An 18,698-nucleotide genomic window follows, 5' to 3' on the forward strand; every position below is an offset into this window, starting at 1 on the left:
TCTGCTCTCTGCGGCCTGAAAGCAGGCCCGAACTTTGGCGTCTCCACGACGCAGGCAGGCTCCCATGGGCATTTCCGGCAATAGCCATTTCCCAAATGCCGTCTCGCTTCTTTTGCCGCTCTCGCTTGCAACAGTGCTGGCAACGGTGATCGGTTTCCAGTCCGGGATCATCCGCAGCGGCGCGGATGCCCGCGCGGCCATGACGGCTCCGCAGGTCGTTACGGTGCCTGCGGGACGTTTCACCTACCGGGCGGAGGGTGAATATTTCCGCAATGGGTATGCCGTCGATGGCCCGATGGTTGACGTGACGATGCGGCAAAATCTGACGATCATGAAATATCAGGTGTCGAGCGCGGATTATGCACGCTGCGTGGCAGACGGCGGCTGCCAGCAGCCTGAACCCGGTTTTGCCGCCCCCGTCGGTGGCGGGATACCGGCAACCGGCATTAGCCAGGATGACGCCCACGCCTACGCAAAATGGCTGAGCGAGCGGACCGGCGCTGTCTGGCGCCTGCCAAGCGACGCTGAACTTGCCTTTGCCGCCGGATCGCTTTTTCCTGATGAGACACTTGGCGTGGCTGCGGATAGCGAAAATCCCGCTTTGCGCTGGCTGGCGGATTACGAGCGGCAGACCAGCCGCAAGGCGGCGGGCAACCCCGTTCCGCAATCCTATGGCAGCTTTGGCGAAAACGAATATGGCCTTGCCGATTTCGGCGGCAATATCTGGGAATGGACCGCGAGTTGCAGCCACCGCGTGACGCTCGGCAAGGACGGCGAAGTGGTCGATACCGCCGCCGCCTGCGGCATTCCCGTCGCATCGGGAAAACACCGGGCGGCGATGAGCGCCTTCGTCAAAAACCCGAAAAGCGGCGGCTGTGCCGTCGGCGTGCCGCCTGACAATCTCGGTTTCCGGCTGGTGAAGGATACGCGGTGGTATGCGCCGCTTGCCGAAAAGCTTCGCACAGTCCGTCTGATTTCTTGATAATCGTCAATTAAAACAATCAGTTGATTCATATCATTTGATCTTCTTCAGCCGGTGATAGTGCTGTATTGTGAGGATACAGAAAAGGCCGACACCCGGTTGCCCATGGCGGGAACCAAGGCGGCGGCCAATCACCGGAGAGGGTGCAAGTGAAGATTGACCGAAGCGTCATCCGGTCGCTGGCCTTGTTTGCCAAGATGGCCGACGATGAGCTGGACGGGCTGCTGACCCACGCCACATCACGGCTGGTACCGCCGGGCGAAGCCATTTTCGAGCAGGGCCAGTCGGCAACGCATTTCTTCCTGCTCATTCACGGTCGCCTGAAGGTGACGCAGGTGACCCATGACGGCCAGCAGATCATCGTCCGGATGGTGCATCCCGGCGATCTCTTCGGTTTCGCCCGGGCGCTGCAACGGTCGGATTATCCCGGCACCGCCACGACGGCGACCGAAAGCGTGATTCTATCCTGGCAGACGGACCTCTGGCCGCAATTCGTCGAACAGAACCCACATCTTGCCGTCTCCGCCATGCAGACGATCGGCCAGCGCCTCGAGGAAGCCCACACACGCATCCGCGAAATGTCGACGCAGGAAGTGGAGCGCCGGGTGGCCCATGCCGTGCTGCGCCTTTCGCAACAGGCGGGACGCAAGGAGCTGGATGGCATCCGTATCGACTTCCCGATTTCGCGTCAGGATATAGCCGAAATGACCGGCACGACGCTGCACACTGTTTCGCGCATCCTTTCCAGCTGGGAGAGCAAGGGTCTGGTGCAGGGCGGGCGGCAGAAGCTTCTGGTCTGCAATCTGCCGGGCCTTGCCCAGCTGGCGCAGGGAGAAATCAGCCAGGTTTAGGGTGGCGACACCTGCCTCCATACGGCTGGCCTTCGCCAAGGCCACGCCACGACCGGGCAGCCTCGGCTTTTCATTCCCCTGTGGACAAGAGGGGATTTCCCGCATCAAATCACCGCTTGAGACTCGTCAGGAGAATGATCATGGAAATATTGCGCGCGGGAACACGGGCATCGACCAAAGGCCCAGACGGCTGGTTCACCGGTACGGTCCGCATCGATCCGCTCTTCAACCCCTTCGATGCAGAGCGGGTGCAGGGTGCACAGGTCACCTTTGAACCCGGCGCCCGCACCGCCTGGCACACCCATCCCCTTGGCCAGACTCTGATCGTGGTTTCCGGCCTCGGCCGCGCCCAGCGTGAGGGCGGCCCGGTGGAGGAGATTCGCCCCGGCGATATCATCTGGTTCGCACCGGGCGAAAAACACTGGCACGGCGCCGCACCCAATATCGCCATGACCCATATTGCTCTTCAGGAGGTGAAAGACGGCAAGGTGGTGGACTGGATGGAACATGTGACGGATGGGCAATATGGCATTTGATGAAGTAGCTGCAATTGGCTCAACGCCGTTTCGCCCCGCCCGCTTGCGACAAGTTTTTTAAACGATCATGCCAAAGATCGCGAAGGCCATATGGCTTGAATCATCCATGCCTGTATAAAACGCTACCGTCCTGTTGATAGAAACCCCGGGGATATCGGATGAATTCAGGGCGTCGTGGAGTTCTCGCATTTCTGGGCGGCCTCTTGCTGGCAAGGCCGTCGCTCAGCGCAGCTTCGAGCAAGCCGGCAGCCGTTGCCGCCTCCCGTTCCAGTTACCAGCCGCGACATATCCTCTGTTTTCTCGGCCCTGAAAATGGGCTGGAGGTTCTCCGGAAGAGCGCCCGCGCCGCGGTTGATGATTTTGCGCCCGATTTCAGCCTCGACGAGGATTATTCGCAGGATGAGCCGGACGACCGGATGGACCGTTCCTTCAATGTCTGCTGGGACCGCGTCGACCCCGATGCCTACCAGCTGACCGATGAGGAGGCCGTCGCCGGGCACGGCTCGGTTCTTTATGTGCTTGGCCCGTCCATGGATGCCGAAACAGCCGTGAATACATCCAAAAATGCGCTTAGATTCGTACAGCATATGCTCGATAACGGCGCTATCGCCGTGAAGGGAGAAAGTGCCGGCGTTGCCCATGGGGCAAGGCGCTGGAAGCAGCTCTTCGAGCAATCGCGCGGCGAAGCTGCTGCCGATGACGGAATGGCGCTTGCCAGAACCTGCCGTCTGGCTTTCGCACGCCGCCCCATAGGCGGTGATGCCGACGGGATGATGAGCGTCGGGTTTCACCTGATTGGATTGCCAGATGTGCAGGTGCGCTTTACCAAAAACGGCGATCAGCCGTCCACGAACACGGAACAGCTAAAGATCGCCGCGCTGATAGACGATATCGCCGATCAAATGGCGCGGGACGGTGTCGAAGCGGCCGTCAAGGATCGTCGCGCCACCCTTGCCGACGATACACGCTATGAGGAAGACGAATATAAATTCAATCCTTTCGGCGTCGTGAGCATTAACGACGTCAGGCTTTGATGCCCCCGGGCGCCGCTGCCTGTGCGGCAGGCGCGGGGTCGCTCTCGCCTGGCACCAGAACCATGGGCCAGACGCAATGTCGGGCCTGATCGGGATAGAACGGTGCATAGGCCGGCATGGTCGATAATAACGTCTGAGCCACCGTCACGCCGAGATCATGCAGGGACATGCGGAAACTGGTGAGACGCGGCTCCAGAAACTGGCCGCGCGGACCATCGCGGAAGCCGATGACGGCGAGATCCCGCCCCGGTTTCTGGCCAGCTTCCGCAAGACGGCGATAAAGACCGACCGCCATCAGCTCGTAGATCAGCACGATCGCCGTTGGCCGGGGCCGCATCTGCAGCCATTCGCTGGCGGCGTGATAACCGCCCTGCTCACTCGATTTCGCGCGGATGACCAGCGAGGAATCGTAGGCGATGCCATTATCTTCCAGCGCGCGCCGGTATCCTTCCAGAAAAACGTAACCGAGATTGATATCGTTATCCGGCACGGCCACCGCGATCGAACGATGTCCGGCAGCAACAAGGCGGTCGACGGCATTTTTCGCCACACCGTCGAAATCGAGGTCGATCCAGGCGTGTGTGCTGCTGGAGGCGGTCCGGCCGAGCGCCACGAAAGGCAGGCGGGTCTGCTTCAGGAAATCCACGCGTTTGTCGGTGCGCCGGGTGGCGGAAATGATCATTGCATCCACCATGCGCCGCGCCACCATGCGTTTCAGATATTCATCCGGGTCCTCTTCCCCCGGGCAGGGCAGAACGATGAGGTCGAGATTATGGCCGGAAAACACGCTTTGCAGGCCATCCGTCACGCCCAAGAAGAAGTTGTCCGAGTTTTCAACGGTCTGCGCGTCGCTGCCGGTCATCAGGCCGATGACATTGGTGGTTCCCTGCCGGAGGCTGCGGCCGGACTGGTTGGCGACGTAACCGAGCTTTTCCGCCGCTTCGAGAACACGGCGCCGCGTCTCTTCGTTCACATCGGGCTTGCCGTTCAGGGCACGGGAAACGGTGCCAATCGATATCTCAAGATAATCGGCAAGCTGCCGGATTCCTTTCATGCATTCCCCTCCCAGGCCCGACGCGTAATCAACGCATCCCTTAACGGTCTTGACATATCTAACACCATCGTCATAGTCTCGTAAACGTTTACGACGCTCTGCGCAAAGAGGAGTTTGCAAAAGAGCCCGGGGAGATGAGATGACATTTAATGCCGTTTTATGCGGATGCGGAGCCATGGCCAAAGGCTGGTTGCGCGCCATTCAATCCACGCCGGAGATTTCCGGCGCGATCAGGATCGCCGGCCTGGTGGATCTGAACGAGAACACGGCCCGTGCGCTTGCCGAAGAATTCGCCCTCACCGACGCGGTCATCGGCACCGATCTTCGCGCCGTTCTTGCCGAAACGAAAGCCGACATCCTTTTTGATATTGTCATCCCGCAGGCACGCTTCGCCGTGGTTGAAGCCGGTCTCGATGCCGGGTGCTACGTGCTGAGCGAAAAGCCGCTTGCCGCCTCGATGGAAGAAGCCGCCACGCTGGTGGAGCTGGCGAAAAAAGCCGGCAAAATTCATGCTGTGGTGCAAAACCGGCGGTTTATTGCCGGTATCCGGCGACTGCGCCGCGCACTGGAAGACGGCGTCATTGGTGACCTGACGGCCATCCATTGCGATTTCTTCCTCGGCCCGCATTTCGGCGGCTTTCGTGAGGAGATGAAGAACGTCCTGCTTCTCGACATGGCGATCCACACCTTCGATGCCGCCCGTTTCGTTGCCAACGAAAAGCCCCTCTCCGTCTTTTGCGTGGAGAAGAACCCGGCGGGCTCCTGGTATGCCCACGGGGCGAGCGCCAACGCCATTTTCGAGTTCTCCAATGATGTCGTCTTCACCTATCGCGGTTCATGGTGCGCCGAAGGCGAGCGGACCAGCTGGGAGGCGCGCTGGCGGCTGATCGGCTCGAAGGGAATGATCCTCTGGGACGGCGAAGACAATTTCTCCGCCTCCGTGGCCGGTGACGACCAGGGACTTTTGCGTGGATTTAAGACCGTAAACGTTTCCGATGCCGTTTCCGAGAAGGATACGCGCGGCCATGCCAGCGTCATTCTGTCGTTCCTCGACTCCATCCGCACGGGTGAGATGCCGGAAACGGCCTCCTTCGACAACATCAACAGCCTTGCCATGGTGATCGGCGCGATTGAAAGCGCCCGCCTCGGCCAGCGTGTTTCCATTGCAGCATAAGGACTGAAAGACGTGAGCAATCCGGCAACATCCATCCGCATCGGCACCATGGTCAGCGCCAGCAAAGGCCAGGCGGCCGAACGCATCGGGCAGATCGCCGATCTCGGCTTCGAAAGCTTCGAGCCGTTCTTCTGGCAGACGACCAACGGTCAGGACCTTGCCGATCTGGGCAAGCGCTGCCTTGAGGCGATCGGCGACCGCGACATCACCATCGGCACACTCGGCATGTTCGGCAATCCGCTTGAAGAAACCGAGATCGACCTTGAGACCTTGCAGGGCTGGAAAGACTGCATCGACAATGCCCATCATTTCGGCGCGACCTGCGTTGCGGGGTTCACCGGCCGGCTGCGCGGCAAACCGCTGCCGGAAAGCCTGCCCAGATATAAGGAAATCTGGAGCGAGCTTGCCAAGCGCGCCGCCGACAAGGGCGTGAAGATCGCCTTTGAAAACTGCGCCATGGACGGCAACTGGCAGACAGGCGACTGGAACATCGCGCACAATCCCGACGCCTGGGAATTGATGTTCAACGAAACGCCGGATGACAATATCGGCATCGAATGGGAACCCTGCCACCAGATGGTGTATCTCATCGATCCGCTGCCTCAGATCCGCAAATGGGCGGACAAGATTTTCCATGTGCACGGGAAGGATGCGACCATTCGCTGGGATGTCATTCGCGAGCACGGCATTTTCGGCAAGGAGAAATTCGTCTTCATGCGCACGCCGGGCTTCGGCGACAGCAACTGGACGGATATCATTTCCGAACTGCGCCTCGCCGGCTGGTCCGGCTCGATCGACATCGAAGGCTGGCATGACCCCGTCTACCGCGACGTGCTGGAAATGACGGGCCAGGTGCATGGTCTGAACTATCTGAAAAAATGCCGTGGCGGCGATTTCGTCGTCGACCCGACATAAGGAAGCCTTTCGGGAGAAGGTTTCCAGATAATGCAGCGACGATAACCAAAGAGGAGGAGATTATGGGTATCGCGAAATACATGATGGCCGGCGCGCTTGTTCTGACAAGCGTATCCGCCGGTGCGATGACAGCGCATGCGGAAGATGTGACCTTGACCTTGTGGTCGCTGGACAGAGACACCCAGCCGGCCCCGAACCTCATCAAAGAGTTCAACGCGCTCAATAACGGCATCAAGATCGAATATCGCTACCTGCAATTCGATGATGTGGTGAGTGAATCCATGCGCGCCTATTCGACCGGCAATGCGCCTGACATCATCGCCATCGACAACCCCAACCACGCCATGTTCGCCTCACGCGGCGCCTTTCTTGACGTGACGGACATGATTGCGAAGTCGGATGTCATCAAGACGGAAAACTACTTTCCGGGTCCGCTGAAATCGGTGACGTGGGACGGCAAATACTTCGGCGTTCCGAAAGCGACGAACACGATTGCGCTTTATTACAACAAGGACCTGTTCAAGGCCGCCGGTCTCGATGCGGCAAAACCGCCGCAGACCTGGGACGAGCTGGTGGAAGCGGCCCGCAAGCTCACCAACCCCGCCAAGAATGTCTACGGCATCAGCTTCAGCGCCAAGGCCAACGAGGAAGGCACTTTCCAGTTCCTGCCCTGGGCGCAGATGGCGGGCGCCACCTACAAACACATCAATACCGATGGCGCGGTGAAGGCGCTTGCGACGTGGAAGACCCTGCTTGACGAGAAGCTGGCTTCCCCGGACACGCTGACGCGCAGCCAGTGGGACTCCACCGCCACCTTCAACGCCGGCAACGCGGCCATGGCGATCTCCGGCCCCTGGGAAATCGACCGCATGCTTAAGGACGCCAAGTTCGACTGGGGCGTGACACTGCTGCCGGTTCCGACACCGGACGCGCCGCGGTCTTCGGCCATGGGCGACTATAACTGGGCGATCTTCTCCAAGACCAAACATCCAGCCGAAGCCTTCAAGGCGATCGAGTACTTCGCCTCAAAGGACAAGGACATGTTCAAGAACTTCGGCCAGTTGCCGGCGCGTTCCGATCTTCCGGTTCCGCCCACCGGCAATGCGCTGAAGGACGAAGCGCTCAAGACCTTCGTCGAGCAGCTGAAATATGCCCAGCCGCGCGGTCCATCACCGGAATGGCCGAAGATTTCCAAGGCCATCCAGGATGCCATCCAGGGTGCGCTTTCGGGTCAGATGACGCCGAAGGCGGCACTTGATCAGGCCGCTGAAAAGATAAAGCTGGTCGACGGCTGATCCATATGGGTAGGCGGCCGGGTTCATCCGGCCCCATCCACGGGTTCCTCCCGGTGGGGCTGCCTGCTGCGACATGCAGCGGCGGCCCCGATCGGAGCTTGTGAGGATGTTTCATGAAAAAACTGTTTTCCAGCGTCAGCGACGGTCGCGGGTTCGACATCGTCCTTGTCGCCTTGCCTTTGGGCTTCCTGTTCGTCATGGCGGGGCTGCCGCTCATCTACAACATCGTCATGAGCTTTCAGGAAGTTGACATGTTCAGCCTGGGCACCTTCGTGCGCCCGTTCGTCGGCTTCAAGAATTACGTCGATCTGTTCCGGCAGCCTGAAACCCTGCCGATCCTGATGAACACCGTCACCTTCGTCGTCGCCTCTATTGCCGGGCAATTCGCCATCGGCTTCGGCCTGGCGCTGTTCTTCTGGGTGAATTTTCCCGGCGCCACCTGGCTGCGCGGCCTGTTCCTCGTATCCTGGGTCATGCCCGGCCTCGTTGTCGGCGCCATCTGGAACTGGATCCTGTCGGGCGATTTCGGCGTCCTGAATTTCTTCCTGCGGGAAAGCGGCCTCATCTCAGGCAATATCTTCTGGCGTTCGGATGCGAATTTTTCGCTCTGGGCCGTCGTCATCGCCAATGTCTGGCTCGGCACTTCCTTCAACATGATCCTGCTTTCGGTGGGCCTCGCCTCCATTCCCGGCGATCTTTATGAGGCGGCGGAACTGGATGGCGCCAGCGCCTGGCAGCGTTTCTACACCATCACCCTGCCGATGATGCGGTCCACCATCGGTGCGATCGTGTCGCTGGGCCTTATCTTCACGCTGCAACAGTTCGATCTTTTCGCCGCCATTACCGATGGCGGGCCGAACAACAGCTCCAACGTGGCGCAATATTGGGCCTGGGATCTTTCCTTCCGGCAATATGATTTCGCCAAGGGCGCGACGATATCCGTCATCATGATCGTCTTCGTCATGCTGGCTTCCATCGTCTATGTGCGCTCGACACGACATGAGGTGCGCGGATGAGCATCACGACACGCAACCGGCTGATGCTGGCCATCGCCATCATTCTCGCGATCATCTATCTCTTTCCGCTGTACTGGATGTATCTGACCTCGCTTAAAAGCGGCTCGGAAATGTTCGCCAGTCCGCCCGCCTTCTGGCCCAGCGACCCGCAATGGCAGACCTATGCCTATGTCTGGGAAAGCCGCAACATGGGGCGTTACCTGTGGAATTCGGTGCTGATCGCCTCCAGCGCGGTGCTGCTGATCACCATTCTCGGTGTCGGCTGCGCCTATGTTCTGGCCCGGTATCGCAATGTCTGGGTGGACATAGGCCTGTTCCTGATCCTCATGCTGCAGGTCCTGCCGGCATCGCTGATGATCACGCCGATCTTCGTCGGTTTCTCGCAATTCGGGCTTCTGGATTATCCGCGCCTGTCGGTCATCCTCGCCATTGCGGCCAAAAGCATGCCCTTCTTTGTCGTGCTGGTGCGCGCCACCTTTATGGCCGTGCCGCAGGAACTGGAAGAGGCGGCGCTGGTGGACGGCAATTCGCGGGTCGGCGCCTTTTTCCACATCGTGCTGCCGCTTGCCAGAAACGGCATTCTCGTCAGCGCCATTCTCATCTTCATGCAGGCCTTCGGGGAATTCGTTTATTCGAAATCGATGATCCAGGCGGCGGAATTGCAGCCCGCCAGCGTTGGCCTCAATTCCTTCATGGGCCCCAATACCAGCGAATGGAACAACATCATGGCCTATGCGACCATGTATGTGACGCCCATTCTCGCCCTCTTCATTCTCTTGCAGCGCCGCATCGTTTCCGGCCTGACATCAGGAGCGCTCAAATGACCCTTCAGATCGAACTATCAGGCGTCAACAAATATTACGGCGCCTTTCACGCCCTGAAAAACATCGACCTTTCAATCAAGAAAGGCACGTTCGTCGCCCTTGTCGGCCCATCCGGTTGCGGAAAATCCACCTTGCTGCGTTCGCTGGCGGGGCTGGAAACCATATCGAGCGGCGACATGCGCATTGCAGGCACGCTGATGAACGGTGTGCCGCCCCGCAAGCGCGATGTGGCGATGGTGTTCCAGTCCTATGCGCTCTACCCGCATATGACAGTGGAGGAAAACCTCACCTATTCGCTGCGCATGCGCGGCGTCGCCAAGGCGGAAGCCCGCAAGGCCGCAGAGGAAGTTGCCGCCACGACGGGGCTGTCAAAGCTGATGAAGCGTTACCCGCGCGAACTCTCCGGCGGCCAGCGCCAGCGTGTGGCCATGAGCCGGGCGATCATCCGTAATCCGCAGGCTTTCCTGTTCGATGAACCGCTTTCCAATCTCGATGCGGCGCTGCGCGTCCATATGCGCAAGGAAATCCGCGCACTGCATGATCGCCTGCACGCAACCTCGGTCTACGTCACCCATGACCAGATCGAGGCGATGACCATGGCCGATCATGTCGTCGTCATGCGCGATGGCGTGATCGAACAACAGGGCACGCCGCTCGAACTCTACGACCGCCCTGTCAATCGTTTCGTTGCAGGTTTCATCGGCTCGCCGGCCATGAACTTCCTTCCGGCCGTGGTCAGCCCGGATGGCGCTTCGCTTCTGCTGCAGTTTGGCGAAGGTGAACCGCAGCAATCGATCAGGGCTCCGGCTCCCTTGCCACCCGGCAAGCGCGTCATCGTTGGTATCAGGCCGGAACATATCCGGCCGGGAACAGGAACAGGTGCGGCGCTGACGTTACCTGTTTCGGCTGTGGAAACTACTGGTTCGGCCACTTTCCTCACCCTCGGCACAACGACCGAAGTGGTCATCGCGATACAGGGGCGCAGTGAGGTCAGGAGCGGCGAAGTCGTCGGCCTCGACATCAACCCGACCGACCTGCATTTGTTCGACGAAGAAACCGGAGCCGGTCTCGGAGGCCGGTGAAGCGAAACATGGCGTATATTGAGACCGGACAGCCCCTTGGGGCTCTCCGCGCGCTTCATGAGAGGCGAAAGCTTCAGCGTCCCATGATGATGTCGACGATGTTCCGGCGCGCGGTGGCGGAGGTGGCGGTGGCGCGGCCAACCTCGCGGGCGGCGATGGCGGGCGAACCGGAGCCTTCAATATCCACCCACCGACCGGCATGCTCGGTGGATTGACGCTTGAGATAGGTATAGGGCGTTTCGTCCCAGCGAAAAATCTTCGGCTTCATATTGTCGAGAATGAAATCTCCGCGGTCCGTTCTGACGGTCAGGATGGCGTGGCCATCGCCTTTTTCGTCGCGGACGACGGTGATCAGCAGGTCGGAAACCGGCAGACCGGCGTCCATCAGCCGCTTCCGTTTCTCCAGCGCAAGGTCCTCGCAGTCTCCCGCGCCGTTATAGGGATATTCCCAATAATCCTCATAACCCCACACCTCCATGTCGGTCCGCTGGTCGATCTCGGTATTGACGGCATTGTTGACCGAAACAAGTGTAGCCCAGACATCAGGGGTAAGACTGACCGGCGGCATGGACTTCACCGGCTGGCACTCAGCCGAATGCCGCTGGCAGAAGTCGTAATGTCCGAAGGGCTGCGAGGTGATCCTGCCCGTCTGCATCGAAGGAGACGCCTGCGCCGGCGCGGCCAACCCCACGACAGCCAGAATGAAACATGCTTGCAGCGATTTGATGAGATGGGTCATGTTCGTCTCCTGACGACATGAGCTACCCGTGGCGACTTGAGGTCACATGAAACAAAATGCTCGACTTTTAACGACCCCGAAAATTCCCGGCCGGATGCTTGCACAATGAGGTGCGACAGCATTCCTGGCGGCAACAACGGTAAAGTGAGCGGCGGCAACTTGCCACGCGCAGGCGGCCTGCCCTAAGAAGGAGCCCTCACCGCAACACGATCCCCATCATAGAGACCGCTGTATGAGCCTGTTTGCGAAGTCCACCCGCGCCGCCGCCGTCCTTCTGGCGCTGGCCTTCCTGCCTTCTTATGCCGCAGCCCAGCAGATGGTCGCTGTGCCCTCGGGCAACCGCTCGGCCGAACAGCCCGAAATACCGCAGGCCTCTGCCATCAGGACCAAGGCGTTCTCCACGACCTACGAGGAAAAATTCCGCAAGACGGTTGATCTCCTGAACAGCGAACCTGGCCTGCTTGGCAAGATCAGGAAGGCAGGCGCGGCCTATGGCATCGACCCGATCCACATCGTTGGCGCCATCGTTGGGGAACATACCTTCAACGTCTCGGCCGTGGATCGCATGCAGACCTATTATATCAAGGCCATCTCCTACGCCGAACTCGATATCAAGTTCAGCTATAAGGGCGTGGCCCTGAAGACATTTCTCCAGCGGCCGGAATTCCGCTCCTGCGAGGCCCTTGCCACCACGTCTGAACAGTGGAGCTGCCGCGATACCGTCTGGGACCAGAGCTTCCGTGGCAAGGTGGTGGATGGCGCAAGCTATGAGGCGATCTCCTTCCAGCGCGCCTTCTTCCAACCCTTTTACGCGGGACAGACATTCGGGCTCGGCCAGATCAGCCCGCTGACGGCGCTGCAGGTCACCGATCTCGTGAACAAAACGAGCGGCCTGCCGAGACTCTCGGCGGACAGGCCGAAGGATATCTACCGCGACGTCATGGATCCCGACCGCAGCATCCTCTATATCGCCGCCATCATCAGGGATTCCATCGACGCCTACAGGGAAAAGGGCTTCGACATTTCCGGCAACCCCGGCATCACCGCCACGCTCTACAATGTCGGCCAGCCAAGACGCCGCGCCGAGCGCCTGCGGACCGCCGTGGATGCCGGCGCAAAAAAACTGCTGCCGGTGGAAAACTACTATGGATGGTTGATCAACGACCGCCTCAATATCCTGAAAACCATTCTCGATGGCAAGGCCATCGACCGACGCACCACCTCCGATATTGGCGGGCAGAAGCAATAGGGGCTTTCTGCCGGGTAACGGGTGCCAATCGCTGAGATTGCATAGCGTCCAACTCTTCGAGCAATTATGGCATATTTTCGCGCCAAGATTGCCAAACCGCACCGTTTTGGCATCAAAAAATCGAAACCCGCTTTTCCAACCGTCGAAAATTTGCTAATTGGACCGGCACAAGAATTGACTGATAGTGGGATAAATCCGCCCTATGCCTGACGAAGGCGACAGTACCGACAGTAGTCGACACCGAACGAGGCTGGCTCGCAGAACGCGACGCCAGCCTCGGATGTTCTTGTTTTTTTCAAAGCAGCGGCTTTCAGCCTCGGATGGTCGGTCCGGGGCTTTGCGCGTTTGCACCCATTCCCATAAAGGCTCCTGAACATGGAATTCCTCGCAGATCCGAATATATGGATCGGCCTCGTCACCCTTATCGTTCTCGAAGTCGTGCTCGGCATCGACAATCTCGTCTTCATCGCGATCCTTGCCGACAAGCTGCCGCCGCACCAGCGCCAAAAGGCGCGAATGATCGGCCTGTCGCTTGCGCTCATCATGCGCCTGCTGCTGCTGTTTTCGATCTCGTGGATCGTCACGCTGACGCGGCCGCTTTTCACCATTTCGGATTTCTCCTTTTCCGGTCGCGATCTCATCCTCATCCTCGGCGGTGCCTTCCTGCTCGCCAAGGGCACGATGGAACTGCACGAACGGCTGGAGGGTGACCAGAAGCCGAAACAGGGCAAGGTGGTGCATGCGGTCTTCTGGCAGGTCATCGTGCAGATCGTCGTGCTCGACGCCGTCTTCTCGCTCGACAGCGTCATCACTGCCGTTGGCATGGTCAATAATCTCTGGGTGATGATTACCGCCGTCTGCGTGGCCATGGCCGTGATGATGGCGGCATCGCGGCCGCTGATGGCCTTCGTGTCGAAACACCCGACCGTGGTCATTCTCTGCCTTGGCTTTCTTTTGATGATCGGCTTCAGCCTCATCGTCGAGGGTTTCGGTTTCCATCTGCCGAAGGGTTATCTTTATGCGGCCATCGGCTTTTCCGTTCTCATCGAGGCGGCAAACCAGATCGGCCGGCGCAACCGCGAAAGGCGCATCACCGCCGGCGATATGCGCGAACGCACCTCCGATGCCATTCTGCGGCTTCTCGGTGGCCGGGTCGGCGAACAGCAGTCGCTCGGCGAGACGGCCGACGTTATCGCCGCGCAGGCTGCGCAAGGCGACCTTTTCAAATCCGAGGAAAAGGACATGATCCGCGGGGTGCTGACGCTTGCCGAGCGCCCGGTCGTATCGATCATGACACCGCGCACCGAAATCGACTGGCTCGATATCGATGCCGATCACGACACATTACGAAGCCGGCTGCTGGAACTCGACCATTCCCGGCTGATGCTGGCGCAGGGCAAGCTGGACGCCTTCCTGGGCGTGGCCGCCACCAGAGACCTGCTGCGCGATCTGCTGCATGACGGAAAACTGAATCTTGAGCGTTCGCTGCGTGAGCCTCTCGTCGTGCATGAAAGCGCCACGGCCTTGCAGGTGATGGAACAATTGCGCACATCGCCGCTGCAGATGGCCGTCATCATCGACGAATACGGCACGCTTCAGGGTATTGCCACCCCGACGGATATTCTGGAGGCGATTGCGGGTGAGTTCCCCGACGAGGGTGAGGAAGCGCAGATTTCCGGCCTCGAGCAAGACGGCTCCTGGCTGATCGACGGCACCGTCGATATCAGACGCGTCTCCTATCTCCTGGATATCGATCTGGTGGATGATGCCGACCGTTACTCCACGATCGCCGGTTACATTCTCTGGCGCCTCAGCCGCCTTCCCGAAATCGGCGAGCGGATTTCCGGCGACGGGTTCGAATTCGAGATCATTTCCTGCTCGGACAGAAACATCGAAAAAATCCGGGCGTGGAATACCAGCCTTGCTACCTGATAGTTACACGGAAACGGGCTCCTGTTTCCGTGCAAGCCGAAGCTCCACACGCCGAGGACTCACCTCGGCGCGTTCTAGAAACAGGCCGAGTGCAGCAAAGAAGATTTCGAGAAAACCTTCAATGGATCCATCATGGCGATCAGCCTTGCGGCCAAGGCGATCAGCCAGCATCCGGTAAAGGGAAAGCCGCTGCGGCGCGATATGCGGCAGGGCCAGACCAACGCCCTGGCGCAGGCAATACCAGTCGGTGATCAGCTCGATCATCGGCATATCCGCCTGTTCGGAGACAATGCTCTTCTCTCCGAGCAGACCGACCACATTCCGCACCGTTTTACCGACCATTGCCGCAACGATTTCCGCCGGCCACTCGCGGGGGAAATAACGATGCGTGATCAGTGCCCGCTGGTGGTCCCGCAGAAAGCCGCCGTAATCGCGCGCCACAAAGGCCGCATCCTGCTCTTCGCCGGCAAACGCCATTTCCTGCGCATACCCCCGGCAGATGCGACCATTCACCGGCAGATGGGCCATCTCAACCGTTTCCACCGCTATTTCCTGACGCGACGGATGGACAACCTTGAAGGCCGGCGGGAAAGTAACCAGCGACGGGACGGCGATATTGGTAAGTGACCTCTCCCCTTCCCCGCGCCGCGTCACCCCTTCCACATGCAGATGCCCGCTGAAATGCACGGCAAGTCCGGCTTTTATCAGCGCATCCTCCACCGCCTGATGCGGCATACGCCGCACGGCGGTCGTTTTGCCAAACAGGGCGCTTTCCACGCTGATCGCACCATCGAAGGGATCGAGTGCCGGATAGTGGGAAAAGCCGAGCAAAGTCTTGCCGAGCGCCTCTGCCCTGGCGTGCACATCGGCAATCCAGTCGAGAATGAACGGTTTGCAGCGCAGAAGCGCATTCCAGCCAGCGCCGGTGCTGTCGATGAAAGCAGCCTCTTCCCCTCGTTTAAAGCTGCCGTCGCGTGGTTCGAAAATATTGGCGTCGATCATCATGAGCCAGAGGCCCGGCTCAGGCTCGACCAGATAGGAGGCATCCATCAACGTGTAGACGTTGCGGCCGTCGGGTGAGCGCACCTCGTAGAGCCGGTCCTGCGGCGCATCGGAGAGGCCGAAGGGTGTTTCCCAATGTAGGTAGTCCGGCTGGCGGAAATAGCCAAAGGCCGCCATGGGGCCAAGACCTTCCGGATAACCTTCGCAATACATGCGCTCGCTGATAACGACCCGTTCCCCGGCCCGCTTTGCATCGCTCGAGACGGAGAGGCGTTCACCGTTCTCCACCAGGAACTCCTTGGTTTGATGCCGGCCGCACGGCCCGAAAATATCGTGGTTTCCGGGCAGCGCATAAAAGGCCGTGCCATGGGCATCGCGATGACGCTCAAGAATACCCTTCAGCGTTTGTGTCGTCTCCCGCTGCCCGTCATCGGTATAATCGCCCAGCAGCACCACATGGCGAATGCCGCGCTGCCGCACCTCTTCCAGCGCCGCGTGCAGCGCATCGGCGCTCTCATTAAAAACCCGGGTGGAGTCGCGCGTTTCCGACCAGCTGCGCATGGTGATGCGCTGGCCATCGATCTCGATACCGGGAAATCCGAAATCCGCCGCCATGTCATGAAAATGCGCGTCAGCAATGACGGCAACGGAAGGAAGCAAAGGTGTCAGCATGATAAAGCAGTCTTTCTGACGAGGCAGTTCAAGAGAATTGTCGGAACGGCGCGTTTATGTTTTCAAGTTTGCCTAACCTAACCACATTGTCATCCAGTTTTTGCCGGAACAGCATCTAACGGCAAAAATGGCGGCATGTTGCGAAGATATGCAGCTGCATCTTGCGGTTGATACAGTTGTCTCCCGGTTAACCCTGTGTATTTCCAATGACGTAACTGGGAGGATGCTACTGATATCGTCCTGTATTTGATGAGTCATAAATGAAAATACTGATCGCCATACAAAAACTGCTCGACTTCATGTCCGTTCGGTCTGACAATCCCGACCTTCTGAAAGCGCAGTACAGAGCCTTCACCCGGCAGATGCCGATGATGTATTTCATTTTGCTCTCAAGCACATGGGCGCTTGCCATTACGCATATGCAATTGGCACCATTTTGGCTCACCGTTGGGGTTCCCGCCGTTTTTACCATCGGCTGCACACTTCGGGTCGCATTCTGGTGGAGGACGCGCGGCATCGATCCCAGGCCGGAGGTGGCACTCGCCGCCCTTCGCCGCACGAACCGCCTGGCTGCCGGCATCGCCCTGGCCTTCACGCTCTGGTCTTTTTTGCTGGTGCCGCATGGAGATGCTTATACGCGATCGCATGTCGCCTTCTACATGGCGATCACCGTCATTTCCTGCATCTTCTGCCTGATGTATGTGCGGTCCGCCGCCTTCATGGTGACGGTCATCGTCAATGGCGCGTTCATCGCCTTCTTTGTGGCGTCACGGCAGCCGACATTCGTTGCCATCGCCATCAATGTTCTACTCGTTTGCGCCGGCATGATGTCCATCCTGCTGACCAATTACCGCAACTTCGAGCGCATGGTCATTTCGCAGCAGCGCACGGAGGCGCTCAGCAATGAAAACCTGCTGCTTGCCAATATAGACAGCCTGACGGGACTGCCGAACCGCCGCGCCTTTTTCGCGCATCTTGAGGTCGAACTCGAGAATGCCAGAGAAAAGGGAACCCGGCTGGCGCTGGGGGTCATCGATCTCGACGGTTTCAAGCCGGTCAACGATCTCTACGGACACTCGGTGGGAGACCGGCTGCTAATCAATGTCAGCAAGCGTCTCACCGCCAATCTGAAAGCCAGCAAGGCCTTCCGACTGGGCGGTGACGAATTCGCCATCGTCGCCCCGATCATACCGGATGATGCGCAACTCGTTGCAAACGCCAATGCGATTTCCGAAGAGTTGAGGGCGCCTTACCATATGCCGGAAGGAACGGTGCATGTTTCCGCATCCATGGGGATAGCGGTCTTCCCCCACCTTGCCTCCACGCTGGAGCAGCTTTTCGACAGGGCGGACTATGCCCTCTACCACGCCAAGAAAACCCGGCGTGGCGATGCCGTTCTCTTCGATGCGGAACACGAAAAGCAGATCAATATCGAAGCCCCCATCGAGCATCTGCTCAAGCAGAGCGATCTGAGAAGCGAACTTTCGGTGATGTTTCAGCCGATCGTGGATATACGCGACGGAAAAACGGCAGGGTTTGAAGCGCTGGCGCGCTGGCATAGCCCGGTTCTCGGGCACGTGCCGCCCGAACAATTTTTCGCCATCGCGGAACGGGCTGGTATCGTCAGTTCGCTGACGCGGCCGCTTCTGAAGATGGCACTGGCCTCGGCATCGACATGGGACCCTTCCCTGCGTCTCTCGTTCAATCTCTCCGCCCAGGACCTCAACTGTCATGAAAGCGTGCTGTCCCTGATCGGCATCATCGAAAACAGCTGTTTCGACACCCGCCGTCTCGATCTTGAAATCACCGAGACAGCCTTTGCCCATGATTTCGAGCAGGTGAGACAATCCGTCGACATGCTGCGCCGTCTCGGCTGCGGCATTTCACTTGACGATTTCGGCACCGGTTATTCCAGCCTCACCCGGCTGCACGCCTTGCCGCTGACCAAGATCAAGATCGACCGCAGCTTCGTCACCGATCTGCACGAAAAACCGGCCAGCTACAAAATCGTGAAATCGCTTCTTGCCCTCAGCCGGGACATGGAACTGGAATGCGTGGTCGAAGGGGTGGAAACATCAGCAGAACTCGCCACACTCGAAGGCCTCGGCGCCACGCTGGTGCAGGGCTATATTTATGCGCCGCCGCTTCGAGAAGAGGATGTCGATAGGTTTCTTTCAGGCCAGGCGAGTCCCAAACATCGCACCAAATCCATAGCTCTCAAAAATCCAAATAAGGCTTGGTGGTAAGCTCCGATGCCTCTCCAAGTAACATTTCCCGAACGCCCGAATAGGCATCACAGATGGCCTACCTGAGTCAGGGATACATCAGGCACCAAAGAGAC

At 59.1% G+C, this 18,698-nt stretch carries 16 protein-coding genes; 13 read left to right on the forward strand and 3 right to left on the reverse strand.

Going from position 1 to position 18,698, the window contains the following annotated elements; translation table 11 throughout:
• Positions 1–64 precede the first annotated feature (64 nt).
• The 4 genes from NYR50_RS16755 to NYR50_RS16770 all read left to right on the forward strand — a co-directional run bounded on the left by NYR50_RS16755 (position 65) and on the right by NYR50_RS16770 (position 3,403).
• Entirely contained in the window at positions 65–982 is a 918-nt protein-coding gene (locus NYR50_RS16755) for an SUMF1/EgtB/PvdO family nonheme iron enzyme (RefSeq protein ID WP_174011706.1), read from the forward strand.
• A 149-nt stretch (positions 983–1,131) separates the two neighbouring features.
• Complete coding sequence (locus NYR50_RS16760; protein ID WP_174011703.1) at positions 1,132–1,833, forward strand: Crp/Fnr family transcriptional regulator; 702 nt, start codon at positions 1,132–1,134, stop codon at positions 1,831–1,833.
• A 140-nt stretch (positions 1,834–1,973) separates the two neighbouring features.
• Positions 1,974–2,369, forward strand: a complete 396-nt coding sequence (locus NYR50_RS16765) for a cupin domain-containing protein (RefSeq protein ID WP_174011700.1) — start codon at positions 1,974–1,976, stop codon at positions 2,367–2,369.
• A gap of 158 nt (positions 2,370–2,527) precedes the next feature.
• Complete coding sequence (locus tag NYR50_RS16770; RefSeq protein WP_174011698.1) at positions 2,528–3,403, forward strand: hypothetical protein; 876 nt, start codon at positions 2,528–2,530, stop codon at positions 3,401–3,403.
• On the opposite strand, the gene NYR50_RS16775 is transcribed toward NYR50_RS16770, so the two are convergent.
• The gene (locus tag NYR50_RS16775) at positions 3,393–4,457 is read right to left on the reverse strand and encodes a LacI family DNA-binding transcriptional regulator (protein ID WP_174011695.1); all 1,065 of its coding nucleotides are present in this window, start codon (positions 4,455–4,457) and stop codon (positions 3,393–3,395) included. The two genes, NYR50_RS16770 and NYR50_RS16775, sit on opposite strands and share 11 nt — an antisense overlap.
• A gap of 139 nt (positions 4,458–4,596) precedes the next feature.
• Here NYR50_RS16775 and NYR50_RS16780 point away from each other — a divergent pair, with 139 nt between their 5' ends.
• From NYR50_RS16780 to NYR50_RS16805, 6 genes are all read left to right on the forward strand, one after another.
• Positions 4,597–5,631 carry a Gfo/Idh/MocA family protein gene (locus tag NYR50_RS16780; RefSeq protein WP_418137665.1) on the forward strand — a complete coding sequence of 345 codons (1,035 nt, stop codon included), beginning with the start codon at positions 4,597–4,599 and terminating at the stop codon, positions 5,629–5,631.
• A 12-nt stretch (positions 5,632–5,643) separates the two neighbouring features.
• Positions 5,644–6,546, forward strand: coding sequence for a sugar phosphate isomerase/epimerase family protein (locus NYR50_RS16785; RefSeq protein WP_418137666.1), 903 nt, complete (start codon positions 5,644–5,646; stop codon positions 6,544–6,546).
• A 62-nt stretch (positions 6,547–6,608) separates the two neighbouring features.
• Positions 6,609–7,841 carry an ABC transporter substrate-binding protein gene (locus NYR50_RS16790; RefSeq protein WP_418137667.1) on the forward strand — a complete coding sequence of 411 codons (1,233 nt, stop codon included), beginning with the start codon at positions 6,609–6,611 and terminating at the stop codon, positions 7,839–7,841.
• Between the two features lie 113 nt (positions 7,842–7,954).
• On the forward strand, positions 7,955–8,857 hold the full coding sequence (locus tag NYR50_RS16795; RefSeq protein WP_121691732.1) for a carbohydrate ABC transporter permease: 903 nt from the start codon (positions 7,955–7,957) through the stop codon (positions 8,855–8,857).
• Complete coding sequence (locus tag NYR50_RS16800; RefSeq protein ID WP_121691731.1) at positions 8,854–9,681, forward strand: carbohydrate ABC transporter permease; 828 nt, start codon at positions 8,854–8,856, stop codon at positions 9,679–9,681. The genes NYR50_RS16795 and NYR50_RS16800 overlap by 4 nt, the downstream gene beginning before the upstream one ends.
• A complete protein-coding gene (locus tag NYR50_RS16805; RefSeq protein WP_174011687.1) occupies positions 9,678–10,763 on the forward strand; it encodes an ABC transporter ATP-binding protein in 1,086 nt (361 codons plus the stop codon). Before NYR50_RS16800 ends, NYR50_RS16805 begins: the two co-directional genes overlap by 4 nt.
• 73 nt (positions 10,764–10,836) lie before the next feature.
• On the opposite strand, the gene NYR50_RS16810 is transcribed toward NYR50_RS16805, so the two are convergent.
• On the reverse strand, positions 10,837–11,502 hold the full coding sequence (locus NYR50_RS16810) for a transglutaminase-like cysteine peptidase (protein WP_174011684.1): 666 nt from the start codon (positions 11,500–11,502) through the stop codon (positions 10,837–10,839).
• Positions 11,503–11,734: 232 nt separating this feature from the next.
• On the opposite strand from NYR50_RS16810, the gene NYR50_RS16815 reads away from it, so the two are divergent.
• Positions 11,735–12,751: a DUF1402 family protein gene (locus tag NYR50_RS16815; RefSeq protein WP_418137668.1), complete on the forward strand. Its 1,017-nt coding sequence runs from the start codon at positions 11,735–11,737 to the stop codon at positions 12,749–12,751.
• 375 nt (positions 12,752–13,126) lie between these two features.
• Positions 13,127–14,683: a TerC family protein gene (locus tag NYR50_RS16820; RefSeq protein WP_174011676.1), complete on the forward strand. Its 1,557-nt coding sequence runs from the start codon at positions 13,127–13,129 to the stop codon at positions 14,681–14,683.
• Between the two features lie 3 nt (positions 14,684–14,686).
• Here NYR50_RS16820 and NYR50_RS16825 read toward each other — a convergent pair whose 3' ends face one another.
• Positions 14,687–16,357: a metallophosphoesterase family protein gene (locus NYR50_RS16825; protein WP_418137669.1), complete on the reverse strand. Its 1,671-nt coding sequence runs from the start codon at positions 16,355–16,357 to the stop codon at positions 14,687–14,689.
• A 260-nt stretch (positions 16,358–16,617) separates the two neighbouring features.
• On the opposite strand from NYR50_RS16825, the gene NYR50_RS16830 reads away from it, so the two are divergent.
• On the forward strand, positions 16,618–18,603 hold the full coding sequence (locus NYR50_RS16830) for a putative bifunctional diguanylate cyclase/phosphodiesterase (RefSeq protein WP_418137670.1): 1,986 nt from the start codon (positions 16,618–16,620) through the stop codon (positions 18,601–18,603).
• The last annotated feature ends 95 nt before the right edge of the window (positions 18,604–18,698 follow it).

The organism is Agrobacterium sp. El2ro-1b, assembly GCF_048298475.1.
Lineage (GTDB): Bacteria > Pseudomonadota > Alphaproteobacteria > Rhizobiales > Rhizobiaceae > Agrobacterium > Agrobacterium fabrum.